This window comes from Anaerovibrio sp., from assembly GCF_051866355.1.
In the GTDB taxonomy this organism is placed as follows: Bacteria; Bacillota; Negativicutes; order Selenomonadales; family Selenomonadaceae; genus Anaerovibrio.
Map to the genome: position 1 here is coordinate 1 of NZ_JBJDWZ010000065.1, position 17,171 is coordinate 17,171.

A 17,171-nucleotide genomic window follows, 5' to 3' on the forward strand; every position below is an offset into this window, starting at 1 on the left:
AGCTGGTTGCCTACAAGGATGGCAAAATCCTCAGCGCCGTCAGCATTGCCAAGGGCTCGTTGAACAGCTACAACAAGTATGTGAAGGGGATTCTGCCTACCAAGGAGGAACGTCACCTCATCCGGGCGGATTTCCTGAAAAAGCTGGACGGCATCAAGGCCTTTGACGGCAAGAACAAATACAAGCTCATGTGCGGCGTAGGCGGCACGGTGCGCGCCGCCCTGAAACTGGATCAGCTGCTGTTCGGCAAGAGTGCCGCGGAAAATCTGCTGCAGGTTTCCCATGTGGGCTATATCATCAAGGCCATGGAGCAGAAGGAGAACCGGGAAAAGTTCATCAGGAACATGGGGCTGCTGCTGGACGTGGTGCCGGACAGAATACGCACCATCCTGCCGGGCATGATTATTCTCTACGCCGTGGCAAAAAGGTTTAAGTGTGAGTCTATTCTGGTGGCCCAGACAGGTGTCCGCGAGGGCTTTATGTATAACTATGTGCTGAAAAAAGGCAAGCTGGGTCAGGATGAGTTGGTAGGTGAGCATGAAGAAGATAATCAGGCTGAGGACATTGAGACGAGTGATTCGCCTGCTCTGGCAAGCGGGGCAGAGGAAAAATTTGAGGAGAAGGCGGGAGAATAAGATGGGTCAGATTGAACCGAATGAACAGAACAGTAAGAAATTTTCAACCAGCTATACCCAGAACAGGGAGCTGTCCTGGCTGAAATTCAACAAGCGCGTGCTGGAAGAGGCGGAGGACAGCAATGTTCCCCTGTGCGAGCGGATGAAGTTCGTAGAGATATTTACCAGCAATCTGGATGAATTCTTTATGGTGCGCGTGGGCAGTCTTTTGAGCCTTGAGGCCATGGATGCAAAAAAAGTGGACAACAAGAGCCTCATGACGGCGCGGGAACAGCTCAACGCCATATTTGATACGGTACGGGAGCTTTACGGACAGCGTGACAGGGTATTTGCCTATCTCCGGCGCAAGCTGCTGGAAAAGGGCATCGGCCATGCCAACATCCACGAGCTGTCCAAGAAGCAGTATGCCTGTCTGGAGGAGATGTTTCAGGAGCGCATCCTGCCGGTGCTTTCACCGCAGATTATTGACAAGCACCATCCTTTTCCGCACCTTGACAACAAAAAGCTGTACATTTCCGCGGTGCTGAAAGGCAAGAAAAAGCTGATTCTGGGCATTATTCCCCTGCCGGAGATGCTGGATAGGGTGGTTTATCTCAGCAAGGAAAAGACGGAGTTTATCCTTCTGGAGGATATTATCGAGGAATTCATCGACAAGATTTTCGTGGGCTATCCGGTGATGGACAAGGCGGTGTTCGCCATTACCAGAAGTGCCGACATCAACCTTGAGGAAGAAGAGGTGGAGGCCGGAGATTATCTGGAGGCCATGAAGAAGGCGCTGAAAAAGCGCAAGCACCTCACCCCTGTGCGCCTGGAAATCAGGAGCCGGGGCAAGTCCCTGATTGCGGAATACCTCATCGACCGCTACAAGATAGGCTCTTCCCAGGTATTTTCCACCACTGCGCCGCTGACGCTGGACTATGTATACGGGCTGGCCGACAACCTGACAGAAACCATGCGGCAGGAGATGTACTACGCTCCTTATGAGCCGGTTGCCTGCGAGGAAAAATTCCGGCTGGAGGATGGTGACAGCCTGCTGGAGCTGGTCAAGAGGCAGGATGTACTGCTGAAATACCCGTATGATGATTTCGGGATTCTGCTGCAGCTGGTAAAGGAAGCAGTGTACAATCCTGATGTGCTGTCCATTAAAATCACCATCTACCGCATCGGCAAGGGACACGCCAAGCTGATGAACTACATGATGGTGGCGGCGGAGATGGGCAAGGATGTCACCGTCCTGCTGGAACTGAAAGCGCGGTTTGATGAGGAAAACAACATCAGCTGGGTAAACGACCTGCGGGAGTCCGGCTGCCGCATCCTCTACGGCTTTGACCGCTACAAGGTGCATGCCAAGGTCTGCCTGATTACCTATCGCTCTGCCAGCGAAAACGGCGTAAAATACATTACCCATATCGGCACAGGCAATTTCAATGCCAAGACAGCCAAGCTCTACACGGATCTGGCACTTCTGACAGCGGATGATGCCATCGGCCGGGATGCCTCCATGTTCTTCAGGAATATGGGCATCGGCAATCTGTGGGGCGAGTACCAGAAACTGCTGGTAGCGCCTGTCAACCTGAAAAAGAGCCTGCTGGAGATGATACAGGGAGAAATCAGCAAGGTGCAGAACGGCGGTCAGGGCTATATCCTGCTGAAAATGAATTCCCTGACGGACAGGCAGCTGATTGATGCCCTGTACGAAGCCGGACAGGCAGGGGTACGGGTGGATATGATTGTCCGCGGCATTACCTGTCTGGTGCCGGAGCGTCCGGGGCTGACTGACAACATCCACATCAGGAGCATCGTAGGAAGATTTTTGGAGCATCCGCGGGTATTCTGCTTCGGGCAGCCGGGTGAGGCTGGCGATATGGGCGATGTAAAGATGTACATTGCCTCTGCTGACTGGATGACAAGGAACACGGAGAACCGCGTCGAGGTGGCGGCGCCGATTTTTGATGGCGGCGTCAAGCAGGAAATCTGGGATATGCTGCAGCTGCAGCTCTCCGACAACACCAAGGCGAGAAATATTGATGCGGATGGTGAGTATTACCTGCCGCAGGTTCAGCCGGGAGATACCCTGCTGGATTCCCAGGCGAAGCTGATGGAGGAAAGCCGCGGTTAAGGTACGGCGGCCAAATCCGTTCCGGTTTATCAATCAGCAGAGTGTAAAATTTGAAAAAGCGGCGGCAAAGTGGTAAACTGGCTAAAAGCAAAAATATTATCTGTGTTGGGTGGTAGGCTATGATTTATTGTGTTGAGGATGATGACAGCATCAGGGAGCTGATGCTGTATACCCTGCGGGCTTCCGGCTTTGAGGGCAGGGGGTTTTCTGAAGCAGGTGAGTTCTGGCAGGCGCTGGAGCTGGCAAGGTCAGGCGATGGGAAAATGCCCAGGCTGGTCGTGCTGGATATTATGCTGCCCGGAGAGGACGGGATTTCTATTCTGCAAAAACTGCGTTCCAATCCGGCTACGGCAGAGGTGCCGGTGATTATGGCCACTGCCAGGGGCACTGAGTACGACAAGGTAAAGGGACTGGACCTGGGGGCGGATGATTATCTGGCCAAACCCTTTGGCATGATGGAGATGATTTCACGGATTAAGGCGGTTCTCAGGCGCAGTGAGCCGAAGCAGGGGGAGGAAAGCCTGGTGTTCGGCGGCGTTGAGGTCAATCTGTCCCAGCATACAGTGACAGTCAATGGAAAACCGGTGGAGATGCCGTTGAAGGAGTTCGAGCTTTTGAAGCTGTTCATGGAAAATCCGGGCATGGCTTTCAGCCGTGACAAGCTCCTGAGCCGCATCTGGGATACTGATTACATGGGGGAGAGCCGCACGGTGGATGTGCATATCAGCAGTCTGCGCACCCGTCTGGGTGAGTGGGGCAGTGCCATCAAGACCGTGCGCAGTGTAGGCTACCGGCTGGAGGTTCCCCATGCATAGGTATCTTGGGATTGTGGGCGGCGCGCTGATGGCATTCCTGCTCGCCGCGGGGCTGATTATGGGCACGATGTTCACGTATTTTTCGGACATACAGCGCCAGCAGCTGAAAACGGAAACCGAGATGGCGGCGTTGGCGGTGGATGAGCTGCAGGCGGAATACCTTTCCCGGCTGCCCAAGGAGAACTACCGCGTGACCTGGATTTCTCCCAACGGCGATGTGATATATGACAGCGACATGACTGCCAGCCAGATGGAAAACCATCTGGAGAGGGAGGAGGTGCAGGCGGCCCTGTGGAGGGGCTATGGCGAGAGCCAGCGCTACTCCGGCACCATGACCGCCAGAATGCTGTACTCGGCCAAGCGGCTGCATGATGGCTCCATCCTGCGCCTCAGCATGCCCCAGCATACCATCTTTATGGTCATCTGGGACATGGCACTGCCTATAGGCGCCATACTTCTGGTGGTAATCTGTGCTTCCGTGGCACTGGCGGCCAGGGAAACGAAAAAGGCCAATCAGGAGGAAACCGAGGCCCTGCGACGGGAGTTCACGGCCAACGTGTCCCATGAGCTGAAAACGCCCCTGCATGCCATTTCCGGCTTTGCGGAGCTTTTGAAGAATGGCATGGTAATGGAGCAGGATACTGGCTATTTTGCCGAAAAAATCTACAACGAGGCACAGCGCATGATAAAGCTGGTACAGGACATCATCATCCTGTCACGGCTGGACGAGGGGCAGGAAAACACCACCAAATCCTCCGTGAATCTCTATCAGCTGGCGGAGGGCGTGCTTGCCCATCTGGAGCCGATGGCGGCTGAAAACAACATCACCATAGAGCTGATAGGCCAGCAGGTGACCATGAGCGGGATTCCGCATCTATTGAACAGCATGCTGTTCAATATCTGTGAGAACGCCATCAAGTACAACAAGCCGGATGGCAGTGTGCTGGTGGAGGTCAGCGAGATATCAGGGCATCCGCGGGTGTCCGTCCGCGACAGCGGCATCGGCATACCGATGCGCGACAGGAACAGGATATTTGAGCGGTTCTACCGGGTGGACAAGAGCCATTCCAAGGAGGTAGGCGGCACCGGCCTGGGGCTGAGCATCGTCAAGCATGCGGCCAGGCTCCATAATGCGAAGCTGGAGGTAGACAGCATCGTGGGCGAAGGTACGCTGATAACGGTGAAATTTTAAGGACATAATAACATTTTGGCAGGCAGAAGCAGGAATTTTATCTTACTTCTGCTTTTTTTTTGAAAAAAAAAGGATTTTTCATATAGATGGCGAATATGAAGAAATAGAAAGATGTTGGTGCGAGACTTACTTATTAACGGAAACTGTTTATATAGAAGATGGCACACAGGAAAGGGGAATTATTAGTCATGGCAACACAGGATGAGCAGAAGTTTTTGGTGGATGAGATAGCTTCCTCGGTGAAGCAGTTATATAGGGATGTGGAGGAGCTGGCCAGAAAGTCCAATGAGTTTGCCAGCGCCGGCGAGGCCTCCGTGGCCCAGGCCAAGCTTTTGAAGGAAAAGAACACTGAAACCTTGAAGGCAATCAGCATTATTACCGATATTGCCGAGGAGACGAACCTCCTGAGCCTGAATGCCTCCATCGAGGCGGCCCGTGCCGGTGAGCAGGGCAGGGGCTTTGCGGTAGTAGCCGAGGAGGTAAGGAAGCTGGCAGAGCAGTCCAGGGCGGCTACCGAGAGCATCAAGAAGACCCTGAACGAGATGAACAAGGCGGTTAATGACATAGCCCAGTCCATCAACACCATTGACGCTATCGGCCAGCAGCAGGCCCAGGGAGCCAAGGCCATTTCCAGCAATCTCGGCAAGGTTACCTCGGCGGCTGATGACCTGAAGAAGCTGATGTAGCAGTTATTTTGTTTTAGATATCCTGCAGTGTAGCGATGTTTTACTGATAGGCGCCATGCTCGCCCGGCGAAGCCGTGGCCATTGACGGTGCAGCATTTTAGAGTTTCCTCGCTGCAGGATATTTTATATATCCTCCCCTTGCGGGTGATGCCCTGTGAGGCGGGGAGCGTTTTTGTGCAAAAAATATTGGGAAAGGTGTTGACAAATGGCGCCTGTTCCGATATAATTTTGGCTTGTGAGTGAGGGTTACTCATGGTTTTAGGGGCGCTTAGCTCAGCTGGGAGAGCGTCTGCCTTACAAGCAGAATGTCAGCGGTTCGATCCCGTTAGCGCCCACCATAAAACTCCGCAGGGTTGCCTGCGTTAACATTGGCCCGGTAGTTTAGTTGGTTAGAATGCCGCCCTGTCACGGCGGAGGTCAGGGGTTCAAGTCCCCTTCGGGTCGCCATTATGCCTCGGTAGCTCAGTTGGTAGAGCAGGGGACTGAAAATCCCCGTGTCAGTGGTTCGATTCCGCTCTGAGGCACCATTTCTTTTTGCAGAGTCCGGTTCGGGGCTCTTTTTTTGTATATAGGTGTATTGTAAGATTTGTGTAAGGAATTGCAAGGAAAGGAACTTTTATGTCACAGTTTACCGATGTGTTTTTGCAGTTTATAGATGCCTGGGGGTATTATGCGGTGGCTATCCTCATGGCGATGGAGAATGCCTGCATACCCGTTCCCAGCGAGCTGATTCTGGGCTTTGCGGGATATATGATTTATGCCGGGCGCATGACCTTCACTATGGCGATGGTGGCAGGTATGGTGGGCGGCATGGCTGGCTCCTATTTTGCCTACTATGTGGGGCATTACGGCGGGCGTCCCTTCGTGGACAAGTACGGCAAGTATTTCTTCGTGAAAAAATCCCATGTGGATATCGCCCAGGAATGGTTTGATAAATACGGCATCAAGGCGGTGTTTTTCAGCCGCATGCTGCCGGTGGTGCGCACCTTTATCTCCCTGCCGGCAGGCTTTGCCCATGTGGATATGAAAAAGTTCTTTTTCTATACGTTCATCGGCTCCCTGCCATGGACAGCCTTGATTTTGTTTATCGGCATGATGCTGGGCGAGGGCTGGAAGGTCATGATGGAGGTCGGCCATGAAATCAGCCTGGCTGTAGCGGCTGTCCTCGTAATTATTTGTATTGTGCTATATGCCCGGTACAAGAGAAAAAAGAAGAAGAGAGTCCATTGATACTTTACAAATTAAGTTTTTCTTAGTATAATAGTTATGTTTTAAAACATCATATTTGCTGGATGGCGTCGCCCTTTGGGGAAATATCACCGGCTGATACTGTATCGGGTAATTGCAGAGACGGTTAACTGTTCTTACCGCTGACTGATACAGTGTCAGGCGGTGTTTTATTTTGCACCTGCATATATAATGCAGACTGTATGTATTGTTATGCGTCAGGAAAAGTGAGGCAAACGCATGCCGTCAGCGCAAGGGAGGATTTTGCTTTTATGGACAAAAAAAGAAAGGCAAACAAGTTTAATATCATCTTTGTGGCGGTAATAGTCATTGCGGGGCTTCTGCTGATGTATACAGGCAATGACGCGCTGGTGCTGGCTACGGAGAAGAAGGAGGGCATACTGACTGCGGAGCAGGTGCAGGTTTCCTTTGATTCCGTGGGAGGCAGGCTGGTGAACGAGGCCGTGCAGGAAGCCCAGGAGGTGAAGAAGGGGGATGTGCTGATGGTGCTGGACAGCACGGATATTGATTTGTCCATCCAGCAGATGGAGGCACAGCTTGCCCAGCTGGAGGCGCAGATAAGGTCTGCTGCCGGTACGGCGGCCATCTCCATGCATCAGGCGGATACGGACGAACAGCAGAGCTTCCGCCAGATTGACCAGCAGAGGGCGGCGGTCAGTGCGGCGGAGGCCTCCTACGCCAACAGCAGGCTGGATTATCAGAGAAAGTCCAGCCTGGTCAGTGAGGGCGCCATCGCCCAGGCGGAGCTGGATAATGCCCGCATGGCGCTGGATGTGGCCGCCGCCAATGTCACCCAGCAGAGACAGCTTTTGAGCAAGCTGTTGGCCGGAAGCTATGATAATGGCGATACGGACAGCCTGTCCCTGCCGACCATAGCGCTGCAGCGTCAGAGCGCAGGGAACCGCCTGCATGATGTGGAGGCGCTCAGACAGCAGAAAAAGGCACTGGAAGCCCAGCTGAAGGAGCTGCAGGTCAAAAAGGACAGGCTGACGCTCCGCGCTCCGGAGGATGGCAGGATTTTAAAAATCCTTGCCAAGGAGGGGGAGATGGTCAATGCCAATACGCCGGTAATCCTCATGGAAACCAGGCGATACTACTATGATATCTACATTGGCGAGGATATCGTGGACAAATATAGGGAAGGCGACAGCATAACAGGCGTTACCGTCAGCGGGGAAAGGGAGGTTCCCGGCACTATCAGGCTGCTAACCCAGGCGCCGGGCTTTGCGGATTTGAAGATGACCCGCGAAAAGGGGCAGGCTGATCTGACCGCTTTCCAGATGAGGATTTACACTGAGCCTGTGGAGGGCGTGATTCCGGGCATGACGATAGGAGTGAAGCTGAAATGATGAAGTCCTTTCGGGATGAGCTTCGTTGTCTGCTGATAGGCAGGGGCATGCCCTACGAGAAAATCGCCTTTATGGTGTCGCTGGTGATTACGGTGCTGTTTACCGTGATGATGGGCATGAATTACGCCAAGGATACGCCGATTACGGTGATAGACATGGATAACTCACGCTACAGCCGGGAGCTGGTGCAGAAGCTGGATGTTTCCCGCTTTCTAAAGGTGCGGGCTGTGCTGAACAGCCCCGCAGATCCAAGGACCCTGATGTATCGTGACAGTAACTATGCCGTGGTCTACCTGCCGGAAGGGCTGGAAAAGAAGCACTATAACGGCGAGGCCTGCGAGGTGGGGGTATTCTATGACAATACCAGCTCCGCCTCCCTGAGCGGCGTGCGGGAGGCGCTGAATGAGATTGTGGCAGAGGCAAACAATCCGGAGGCGTCCGGCCGTGAAAGCCTGCAAGGCGGCATGCTGCTGGTGGACAGGCTGCTGTTCAATCCCCATGATTCCGCGGCCAACAGTGAGGTGGTGGGCTTCCTGACCTTTTTCTCCTGCATGTTCTTCGCCTTTGCCATGCTGAGCCTGATACCGAGGCTGAAGCTGGAAGGGAAGTATTATCTCACTCTCAGGCGGGGCATGGCCCTTGACCTGATGCAGAGAGCGGTTCCTTACTGCTTCCTGTGGCTGGGAGCCAATTTTCTGGGCTATGTCATCCTGCGCCTCTGGGGCGATATGAATTTCAACGGCAGTATCGTCCTGTTTTTTGTGGTGCAGGCGCTCTTTATCTGGGGACTGAGCCTGCTCTGCATCCTCTTTGGCTGGGACTGCCCTCATCCGGGAGCGGCGGGCAGCAGGATGATTCTTTTTGTGCCGGGCGGCTTTATCTTTGGCGGCTACGGCGTGCCGCTGACGCTGTTGCCGGAATGGGTGCGCTGGTTCAACCAGATTTTTCCGCTGACCTGGGAATTCAAGTTTATCCGGGATGTGGTGTTCCGGGGAGCGGGCTTTATGGACTGCGCCGTGACCATCGGGCAGTTTCTGCTCTATCTGGGTATAATCGTGGCTGTTTTTATGTGGAAATTCCACAAGGAGCAGGAGAAGCTGGCGGCCAGGGAGGCGGATATGCCGCTGGCTGCTGAAACGTAAGAGTTATTTATAAAGCAGGGACAAAAAATAAGCCTTCATCCCACGGGCGGCCGCCTGTAGGATGAAGGCTTTTGATATGCGTGCTTATACACTGCGGCTTCGGTTTGTACAGCCTTGCGCAGGCTATACCGGCCACATTATGGAATGGTCTTGGAAATTCTGCTGACGGCGCTGTTTTTCAGGATATCCTCAATGCGGTGCTGAATATCAAGGGCCTCGGCATGGAGGGCCTTGGCGGTGTTCAGCTCGGCTGGCTCGTCGCTGTCAATGCCAGTGAGGAAGTGCTGCCAGCTGGCAATGGAGAGCTGTGTTTCCTGAGTGCGCAGTCCTTTTAGATACTGCGCTCCGTCATTGACCGGCACCTCGTCCAGCTCCTTTTGGCGCTTTTCCAGGGCAGGAATGATGTCGGATTTGATGTAGCCTGTCAGTTTGTCCCGCTGGGAGGCTGTAAGCCGTCCGTTTTCCGTGGCAGTCATTTTTCTGAAATTCGTCTGCTGGGTGTCAAGGATATCATTGTACTTGTCAATGATATCCGCTGTTGCCCTGGTGTATGCCATGAGGCCGGAGGTCTGGATAGGCCCTATGAAATCAAGAAAATCGCGGTAGTTCAGTATCTTTGTGACCTGCCAGTTGTCCTCCCGCTGGTTCAGCATCAGGTTCAGCGTAAACATGGTGCCGGTATATTCATCCCGTACCTGTACTTTGGCCAGGGCAGTATCCCTGGTGTGGCTGACGCTTTCAATTTTTACGAAGCTGGTGTTTCTCAGCTGGGAGCGTTCAATCAGATATTCGTAGTCTATGCCCAGCTGCCGTCCCTTCAGTATATTGTCGCCGCCGGGCTGTGGCCATGTGCCCTTGTCTGCGTAGGCCAGCAGAAGCTGATGGGTTCCGGCTGTCACCTGCGGTTTTATTTTTATGTAGAACTGTTCAAACATTACCTTTGTCTGGTCGGAGAGCTTGGCATCCTGGGCAAACATGTCGCGGGTCAGATCATCGTAGGCGTACCCGACAAGGGAATCTATGTCACAGTATTTCTCCAAATCCTCCGCATCATGCGTTTCCATCGCCCTGCTCAGCTTGTCCAGGGCATATTCCGGCGTATCAACGTAGAAAACACGCCACAGGGAAAAGCCCAGAATAAAAACCACCAGCACAAGGGTGCCGATTCTTTCATATCTTGTCCGCCTGCGCCGTTTTTCCAGCTGCTCCTGCCAATCGAAATTTCCCATTATATGTCAATTCCCCTCCAAAGCTTCATGATTGCCAATATTGCAAATAAACCGCAAACATTATACTACATTTTGGGGATTTTTTACAGATATAATATTTTTTGAAGCATTTAAGATTTAAGCTATACATGACGATATGATAAGTACAAAGACTAGGATTATCGCGACATGGATGTCAGAACATCACAGGCTCAAGGAGGAATTATTATGGCAACGATTGGCAGCTATGCACAGCAGCTTTCGCTTCTCAACCAGCTGAATATGAGATATTCGTCGGCTATGAAGCATGCTACTGCTATAGCGACAGGCAACAAAGTAAACAGTGCCGCAGATGATGCGTCTACTTATTCTATCGGCAAGTACATGGGGGTTCGTATCGGCAGTCTGGAGCAGGCGGCGTCCAATACCCAGACTGGTTCCAGCATGCTGAAGGTGGCAGATGGCGCCATGAGCAATACGCTGGATATTCTCACCACCATGAAGGAAAAGGCACTGGCGGCGGCTAATTCTACCGCGCAGGACAGTGACAGGGCCAACATTCAGAAGGAGCTGAACCAGTATATCGACCAGATTACGGATAATTCGCTGGTGGAGTTCAACGGTATGGCGCTCATGAACGGCAGCAACAACTCGGCAACCCAGCTGACGACCCAGGCCTATACCAACACCAGCCTGGGCACCGAGGTAACGGGCAGTACCAAGCTGACCGACATTACCCGCCGCGCTGGTGACAATCTGGGTATTGCCTCCACTGATACCATCAATGTGTCCTATGTAAAGGATGGCAAGACCTATCACACCAGCTATACTGCCGGGGATACCACGCTGGAAGATATTTTCAAGAATGCCAACAATGCCGGTGGCGGTGATGTATTTGACACCAATCTGGGCTCCACCAGTGAGATTGGCATCAATACCGCAGGCAAGCTGCAGGAAACTGTGGACGGCAAGAACGCCATTACCGTCAAGGCGGCAGAGGCGGGACTGGCCGGGGAGATTTCCGGCTTCAATATTTCCGTGACGGATGCCAGCGGCAACGAGAAGAAGGCCGTCAACAACGTGCTCAGCGATTTTGCGGAGAGCATCAGCGCCGCAGACCAGCGGGGGGACAATTCCCTGACCCTGCAGGTAGGTGCAGAGGCAAATCAGTCCGTGCAGGCAGGTCTTGGCAACATTTCCGCCCGCGCACTGGGGCTGATTGGCAGCGACGGCTCCTATCTCAGTGTAGGTACCGTGAAGGATGCCAATGCCGCCATCAGCGTTATTGACAACGCCATCAACAAGGTTCTGGAGCAGTCCACCAATGTGGGGGCGCTCAGCAGCCGCCTTGATTATACCTACAGCAATCTGACAACTGAGACAGAAAATCTTACTGCGGCCCAGACTACCCTGATTGGTGCGGATCTTGCCAAGGAGCTTACCCAGTATACCAGCGACAATATCCTCATGCAGGCCTCCCAGGCCATGCTGGCACAGTCCTATCAGAATTCCAGCTGGTTCCTGAATCTGCTGGGCTGACATTAAAATTTGCTCTATACTACCCGTGGCTTTGCCCCGGTGCTTTTCAGGCGGCTTTTGGTTATTGCCTTGCCTGCCTGATAGTGCCGCGTGCCTGCAGGCATGGGTAGTATTTTATTTTTTTACAGAAATAAGCCGGGCATAGCAGGAAAAAAGATTTGTGTGACGAATATATAAATACGGGTGAGTTTTAGCTTTTAGAGGGAAGGTGAAATATATGATGGCTTCACAGAGTTCTATGCACAGGCAGAAGCAGAAGTACCTGCATCTGCTGGCGGAAAAATATCCGACGAAGGAAGCGGTGTATGCTGACCTGATAAATCTGCAGGCCAGCCTGTGCCTGCCGAAGGAGGTTGAGCATTTTGTCAGTGACCTGCATGGCGAGTACGAGCTTTTTTATCATATACTGAATAACTGCTCAGGCGTTATCAAGGAGAAGGTGGACTATGTTTTCGGGGCGCGGCTGACCACGGAAGAAAAGGCGGAGTTCTGCACCCTGATTTATTATCCGGTGGAAAAGATGCAGCAGCTGCAGGCGGAGAGAAAAAACACGCCGGAGTGGTATCGTGAAAACCTGTCCCGCCTGCTGGAGGTCAGCAAGCTGATGACCTACAAATATCCGCTGGCAAAGGTGAAGAGCTTTGTGCCGAAGAACTACCGCAGCGTGATAACGGAGCTTTTTAATACCCATCCGGAGGCGGACAGGGCGCAGTTTTTGTACAGCAAGAGGCTCCAAAACATGATTGTGCAGGTAGGTGGCTCCGAGGATTTTATTGTGGCTCTGACCCAGCTTATCAAATGCCTGGCTGTGGGGCATATGCACATTGTTGGCGATTTCTTTGACAGGGGCAACCGCCCTGATACGATTCTCGATATGCTGCTGGAGTATCATTCGCTGGATATTCAGTGGGGCAATCACGATATCCTGTGGATGGGAGCTGCCTGCGGCAGTGAGGTGTGTATTGCCGGCGTGGTCAGGAACAGCCTGCGCTACAAGAATACCGAGGTGCTGGAAAAGGGCTATGCCATCAGCCTGCGGCCTTTGACCATGTACGCCCAGCGGATGTATCCTGATGAAAACCCTATCAAGGCTTCGGAAAAGGCGATTTCTATGATTATGTTCAAGCTGGAGGGACAGCTGATTCTTCGGAACCCTGATTTTCGCATGGAGAGCCGCCTGCAGCTGCAGAATGTGGACTACAACGCCAGCTGCTACCGCATCAACGGCAAGCGCTACGAGCTGTCCAGTGCGTATTTTCCGACCGTGGACCCGAAAAACCCTTATGAGCTGACCGAGGAAGAAAAGCAGATGATCGGGGATTTGAAGTCGTATTTCATCGAGAGTGAGCGGCTCAGGCGGCATGTGGATTTTATCTACAAGAAGGGCAGTGTATATACCTGCTGTAACCAGAATCTGCTGTTCCACGGCTGTATGCCGCTGAACTGGGATGGCAGCTTCAAGGAGGTCACCTTTGATGGCAAGGTATACAAGGGCAAGGAGTACATGGATTACTGTGACCTGATGGCGCGCCGTGCGCAGTCGGGAAAGGACCAGCGGGCACTGGATTTTATGTGGTTCCTGTGGAATGGCCTGCTGTCGCCGATTTCCGGCCGCGAGTTCACCACCTTTGAGCGGATGTTCCTTGAGGATGAAAGCACATGGAAGGAGCCTTCGGACCCTTATTATGAGCTGATTGACAAGGAGGAAATATGCGAGGCGATTCTTGAGGAATTCGGCCTGAATCCGAAGGAGGGGCATATCATCAATGGCCATGTGCCGGTGAAGGTGGCCAAGGGCGAGACGCCTATCAAGGCTGACGGCAAGGCTCTGTGCATTGATGGCGGCTTCTGCCGGGCTTATCACAAGAAGACGGGCATTTCCGGCTATACCCTGATTTTTAACTCCCGCGGCTTCCGCCTGCTGGAGCATCAGAACGTGGCTGATGTCAGGGAGGCGCTTCGGAACAACAAGGATATTGAGTCAGTATCGCGCACGATTGAACTGCAGTCAAAGGTTACTACTGTAGGCGATACGGACGAAGGCAAGCACATTCAGGAGAAGATTACGGATTTGTACAGTCTGCTTCTGGCGTATGAGAATGGGACCATCAAGCCCCAGGATTAAGGTGAAAGGGCTGATTGTATGAGTGATAAGGCGTTTATTTTTGACATGGACGGAGTTATTATTGACAGCGAGCACATCCATGCCGTTACCAAGGTTCAGGCGGTGCGCTCCTTTGGCGTAGATGTCAGCGAGGCTGATTTGGATTTGCGGAGCTATGTGGGCAGAAGTGCCAAGTCTTTTTTCAGCGACATGATTGCCAAATATCCGGAGCTGGGGGATGACTGGGAGGTACTTGCCAAAAGGAAGCACGAGCTTTATCAGAGGATTTTGCGCGAGGATGCCGGGCTGAAGCCGATTGCCGGTATACCTGAGCTTTTGGCAAGGCTGAAGGCAAAGGGCTACAGGATAGGGTTGGGCTCGTCTTCCGTCATGGCAAATATCCAGCTGGTGCTGAACCGCTTCGGCATCATGGATTATTTTGATGCTATTGCGGCCGGCAGTGAGGTGGAGCATGCCAAGCCGGAGCCGGACGTGTATCTGCTGGCGGCCAGACGTCTGGGCGTCGCGACGGAAAATTGCACGGTGATTGAGGATGCAGGGGCGGGCGTCATGGCGGCCAAGGCCGCCGGCATGCGCTGTATCGCCATAAGAAATCCAAACTCCGGCGCGCAGGATTTGAGCAGGGCAGATATGATTATTGACAGCTATGAGGAAATTGTGCTGTAAAAATTGAAATACTTGTAATATGAAAATAACCGCTGGTGCATCATGGCCGATGCTCCAGCGGTTATTTTTTATAGGAATGAATATGTTGTTTATTTTACAGCGTCGTAGCCAAGCTGCAGCGCTTTCATATTTGCCTCGATGGTATGAGGCGGTACGCGGTGGGAAACGGCAGTCTTGACGGTTTCCAAATCCACCAGGCCGATGATTTTGGTCAGTACGCCCAGTGCCACGATATTGGCAAAGAGTGACTTGCCGACCTGCTCAATGGCAATTTTGGTAATCGGCACCTGCACTACGTTCTTAAAGGCTGGCGGTTCCGGAACCAGGTCGGTGTCCAGCACCAGAATACCGTCCTCGTGCAAATCGCCAAAATACTTGTCAGCGGCTTTCTGGGTCATGGCAAGCACCACGTCAGGGGTCTTGACATGAGGATGGTAGATAGGGCCGTCATCGATGATGACCTCGGACTTGGAAGCGCCGCCGCGGGCCTCCGGGCCGTAGGACTGGGACTGAACTGCTTCCTTGCCCTCTGCAACGGCAGCCTCGGCATAAATAATGGCAGCGGTGATAACACCCTGACCGCCGGAGCCGGACAATCTAATCTGCTTTCTCATTACTTTGCACCTCCAGCCACTTCAATTACATGGTCATAGGCAGTAGCATAGTCTACGCCCTCATCCTGATACAGAAGCCCGATAGGGAACTTGTCGCCGGACTTCTTGTCCTCAGGCAGCTTGTCCCATGCAGCCTTCATAACCGCATTGTCACGCATCCACATCATCAGCTTGGCAGGATCTGCCATCTTGTTCTTGCGGCCGAAAGCGGTCGGGCACTGAACCATTGCCTCGATGAAGGAGAAGCCCTTGTTCTCGATGCCGCCGGCAATCATGTCGGTGAGATGCGGCACATGGTAGGCAGTGGAGCGTGCCACGTAGGTAGCACCGGCAGCCTCTGCCAGCCTGCAGGCATCAAAGGTAGGATCCACTGCGCCATAAGGTGCGGTGGTTGCCTTTTTGCCGGTCGGGGTCATCGGGGAGGCCTGGCCGCCGGTCATGCCGTAGATGTTGTTGTTGAACAGCACCACGGTCAGGTCAACATTGCGGCGGCAGCCGTGGATGAAGTGATTGCCGCCGATGGCGGTGCAGTCACCATCACCGGTGATGACGATAACATTCAGCTCAGGGTTGGCCAGCTTGATGCCGGTGGCAAAAGGAATGGCACGGCCGTGAGCGGTGTGCAGTGTATCAAAATCCATGTAGCCGGAGGCTCTGGAGGAGCAGCCGATACCGGAAACGATTATGGTCTTATCGCGATCCAGTCCCTTCTTCTCAATGGCCTGGACGATAGCTTTTGTGGCAATACCGTTACCACAGCCTGGACACCAGAGATGTGGCAGGCGGTTCTGGCGAAAATACTGTTCAAAGGATCTTTCCATTATTTATTACCTCCTGCAACAAGGTCTTCAATACCCTCAAGGATTTCCTCAGGCTCGAAGATAGTCATATCATACTTAGCGCAAAGCTCGACAGGGCACTGTCCGGCAGCGGCGCGCTCAACCTCGCCGATAATCTGGCCGTAGTTCAGCTCTGCCACCAGAATACCCTTTACCTTTGCCGCCAGAGCCTTGATTGCCTTGTCGGCAAAAGGCCAGATGGTTACAAGGCGCACCATGCCTACCTTGATGCCCTTCTCGCGGGCGGCCAGCACGGCCTCATAGGCAGTACGGGCGGTGCCGCCGAAGGCAACAACGGCGTACTCGGCATCCTCCATGCAGTATTCCTCTACATGGGTGATTTCATCGCGGGCAATCTCAATCTTCTTGTGCATGCGATCGATAGCCTCGCGGGTAACTTTCGGGCTGCCTACAGGGAAGCCGGTTTCGTCATGAATCAGGCCCGTTACATGGATGTGATAGCCCTGGCCAAAATCAGCGATATTCGGTACGAGGTCATCGGCAGGAGCGTATGGCTGGTAGCCCTCGGCGCGGGTTTTGTCCGGCTGGCGGCGAGGATAAACCTCAATCTCGCCGGCATCAGGCAGTTCAACCTTCTCACGGAGATGTCCTACAATCTCATCCATCAGGAGGATGACAGGGGTGCGGAAACGCTCGGAATAATTTACGGCCATAACGGCGGTATCAAAGGCCTCACGGACGCTCCACGGAGACAGGGCAATCATCGGATGGTCGCCGTGGGTACCCCAGCGCGCCTGCATAACATCACCCTGGGAAGGGGCGGTCGGCTGGCCGGTAGAAGGGCCCACACGCTGTACATTGACGATAACAACAGGAATTTCTGCCGCCGCAGCGTAGCCGATAAGCTCCTGCTTCAGTGAAATACCCGGGCCGGAGGAGGCGGTCAGAGCCTTCTTGCCTGCCAGGGAAGCGCCCAGCACGACACCCATGCTGGCAATCTCGTCCTCCATCTGGACAAACTTGCCGCCAACCT

Annotated in this window: 15 protein-coding genes and 3 tRNA genes; 14 read left to right on the forward strand and 4 right to left on the reverse strand. The window is 53.4% G+C overall.

The window, feature by feature from the left end; genetic code table 11:
* The 11 genes from ACI3UA_RS03820 to ACI3UA_RS03870 all read left to right on the forward strand — a co-directional run.
* Positions 1 to 635, forward strand: a 635-nt coding sequence (locus tag ACI3UA_RS03820) for a Ppx/GppA phosphatase family protein (protein ID WP_439723506.1), incomplete at its 5' end; no start/stop codon positions are given.
* 1 nt (position 636) lies between these two features.
* Positions 637 to 2,754, forward strand: a complete 2,118-nt coding sequence (gene ppk1, locus ACI3UA_RS03825; protein ID WP_439723507.1) for a polyphosphate kinase 1 — start codon at positions 637 to 639, stop codon at positions 2,752 to 2,754.
* Positions 2,755 to 2,873: 119 nt separating this feature from the next.
* Complete coding sequence (locus ACI3UA_RS03830) at positions 2,874 to 3,569, forward strand: winged helix-turn-helix domain-containing protein (RefSeq protein ID WP_439723508.1); 696 nt, start codon at positions 2,874 to 2,876, stop codon at positions 3,567 to 3,569.
* A complete protein-coding gene (locus ACI3UA_RS03835; RefSeq protein WP_439723509.1) occupies positions 3,562 to 4,761 on the forward strand; it encodes a sensor histidine kinase in 1,200 nt (399 codons plus the stop codon). Before ACI3UA_RS03830 ends, ACI3UA_RS03835 begins: the two co-directional genes overlap by 8 nt.
* 188 nt (positions 4,762 to 4,949) lie before the next feature.
* Positions 4,950 to 5,447, forward strand: a complete 498-nt coding sequence (locus ACI3UA_RS03840; RefSeq protein WP_439723510.1) for a methyl-accepting chemotaxis protein — start codon at positions 4,950 to 4,952, stop codon at positions 5,445 to 5,447.
* Positions 5,448 to 5,709: 262 nt separating this feature from the next.
* A tRNA-Val gene (locus tag ACI3UA_RS03845) sits at positions 5,710 to 5,785 on the forward strand.
* A gap of 32 nt (positions 5,786 to 5,817) precedes the next feature.
* Positions 5,818 to 5,894: transfer RNA gene (locus ACI3UA_RS03850), tRNA-Asp, on the forward strand.
* A 4-nt stretch (positions 5,895 to 5,898) separates the two neighbouring features.
* Positions 5,899 to 5,974 (forward strand) — tRNA-Phe (locus tag ACI3UA_RS03855).
* A 91-nt stretch (positions 5,975 to 6,065) separates the two neighbouring features.
* Positions 6,066 to 6,677 (forward strand): DedA family protein, encoded by a 612-nt coding sequence (locus tag ACI3UA_RS03860; RefSeq protein ID WP_439723511.1) that lies wholly within the window; start codon positions 6,066 to 6,068, stop codon positions 6,675 to 6,677.
* A 269-nt stretch (positions 6,678 to 6,946) separates the two neighbouring features.
* On the forward strand, positions 6,947 to 8,044 hold the full coding sequence (locus ACI3UA_RS03865; protein ID WP_439723512.1) for an HlyD family secretion protein: 1,098 nt from the start codon (positions 6,947 to 6,949) through the stop codon (positions 8,042 to 8,044).
* Positions 8,041 to 9,186 carry an ABC transporter permease gene (locus tag ACI3UA_RS03870; protein WP_439723513.1) on the forward strand — a complete coding sequence of 382 codons (1,146 nt, stop codon included), beginning with the start codon at positions 8,041 to 8,043 and terminating at the stop codon, positions 9,184 to 9,186. Before ACI3UA_RS03865 ends, ACI3UA_RS03870 begins: the two co-directional genes overlap by 4 nt.
* Positions 9,187 to 9,323: 137 nt before the next feature.
* Here the strand turns inward: ACI3UA_RS03870 and ACI3UA_RS03875 are convergent, their stop codons facing one another.
* Positions 9,324 to 10,415: a hypothetical protein gene (locus tag ACI3UA_RS03875; RefSeq protein ID WP_439723514.1), complete on the reverse strand. Its 1,092-nt coding sequence runs from the start codon at positions 10,413 to 10,415 to the stop codon at positions 9,324 to 9,326.
* A gap of 207 nt (positions 10,416 to 10,622) precedes the next feature.
* On the opposite strand from ACI3UA_RS03875, the gene ACI3UA_RS03880 reads away from it, so the two are divergent.
* The 3 genes from ACI3UA_RS03880 (at position 10,623) to ACI3UA_RS03890 (ending at position 14,724) form a co-directional block, all read left to right on the forward strand.
* On the forward strand, positions 10,623 to 11,933 hold the full coding sequence (locus ACI3UA_RS03880; RefSeq protein ID WP_439723515.1) for a flagellin N-terminal helical domain-containing protein: 1,311 nt from the start codon (positions 10,623 to 10,625) through the stop codon (positions 11,931 to 11,933).
* Positions 11,934 to 12,153: 220 nt separating this feature from the next.
* A complete protein-coding gene (locus ACI3UA_RS03885) occupies positions 12,154 to 14,058 on the forward strand; it encodes a fructose-1,6-bisphosphatase (protein WP_439723516.1) in 1,905 nt (634 codons plus the stop codon).
* An 18-nt stretch (positions 14,059 to 14,076) separates the two neighbouring features.
* Positions 14,077 to 14,724, forward strand: coding sequence for an HAD family hydrolase (locus tag ACI3UA_RS03890; RefSeq protein ID WP_439723517.1), 648 nt, complete (start codon positions 14,077 to 14,079; stop codon positions 14,722 to 14,724).
* An 89-nt stretch (positions 14,725 to 14,813) separates the two neighbouring features.
* Here ACI3UA_RS03890 and ACI3UA_RS03895 read toward each other — a convergent pair whose 3' ends face one another.
* The 3 genes from ACI3UA_RS03895 to ACI3UA_RS03905 all read right to left on the reverse strand — a co-directional run.
* Complete coding sequence (locus ACI3UA_RS03895) at positions 14,814 to 15,338, reverse strand: 2-oxoacid:acceptor oxidoreductase family protein (protein WP_439723518.1); 525 nt, start codon at positions 15,336 to 15,338, stop codon at positions 14,814 to 14,816.
* A complete protein-coding gene (locus ACI3UA_RS03900) occupies positions 15,338 to 16,159 on the reverse strand; it encodes a 2-oxoacid:ferredoxin oxidoreductase subunit beta (protein WP_439723519.1) in 822 nt (273 codons plus the stop codon). The genes ACI3UA_RS03895 and ACI3UA_RS03900 overlap by 1 nt, the downstream gene beginning before the upstream one ends.
* Positions 16,159 to 17,171: 2-oxoacid:acceptor oxidoreductase subunit alpha (locus ACI3UA_RS03905; RefSeq protein ID WP_439723520.1), on the reverse strand; the 1,013-nt coding region annotated here is incomplete at its 5' end. The genes ACI3UA_RS03905 and ACI3UA_RS03900, both read right to left, overlap by 1 nt.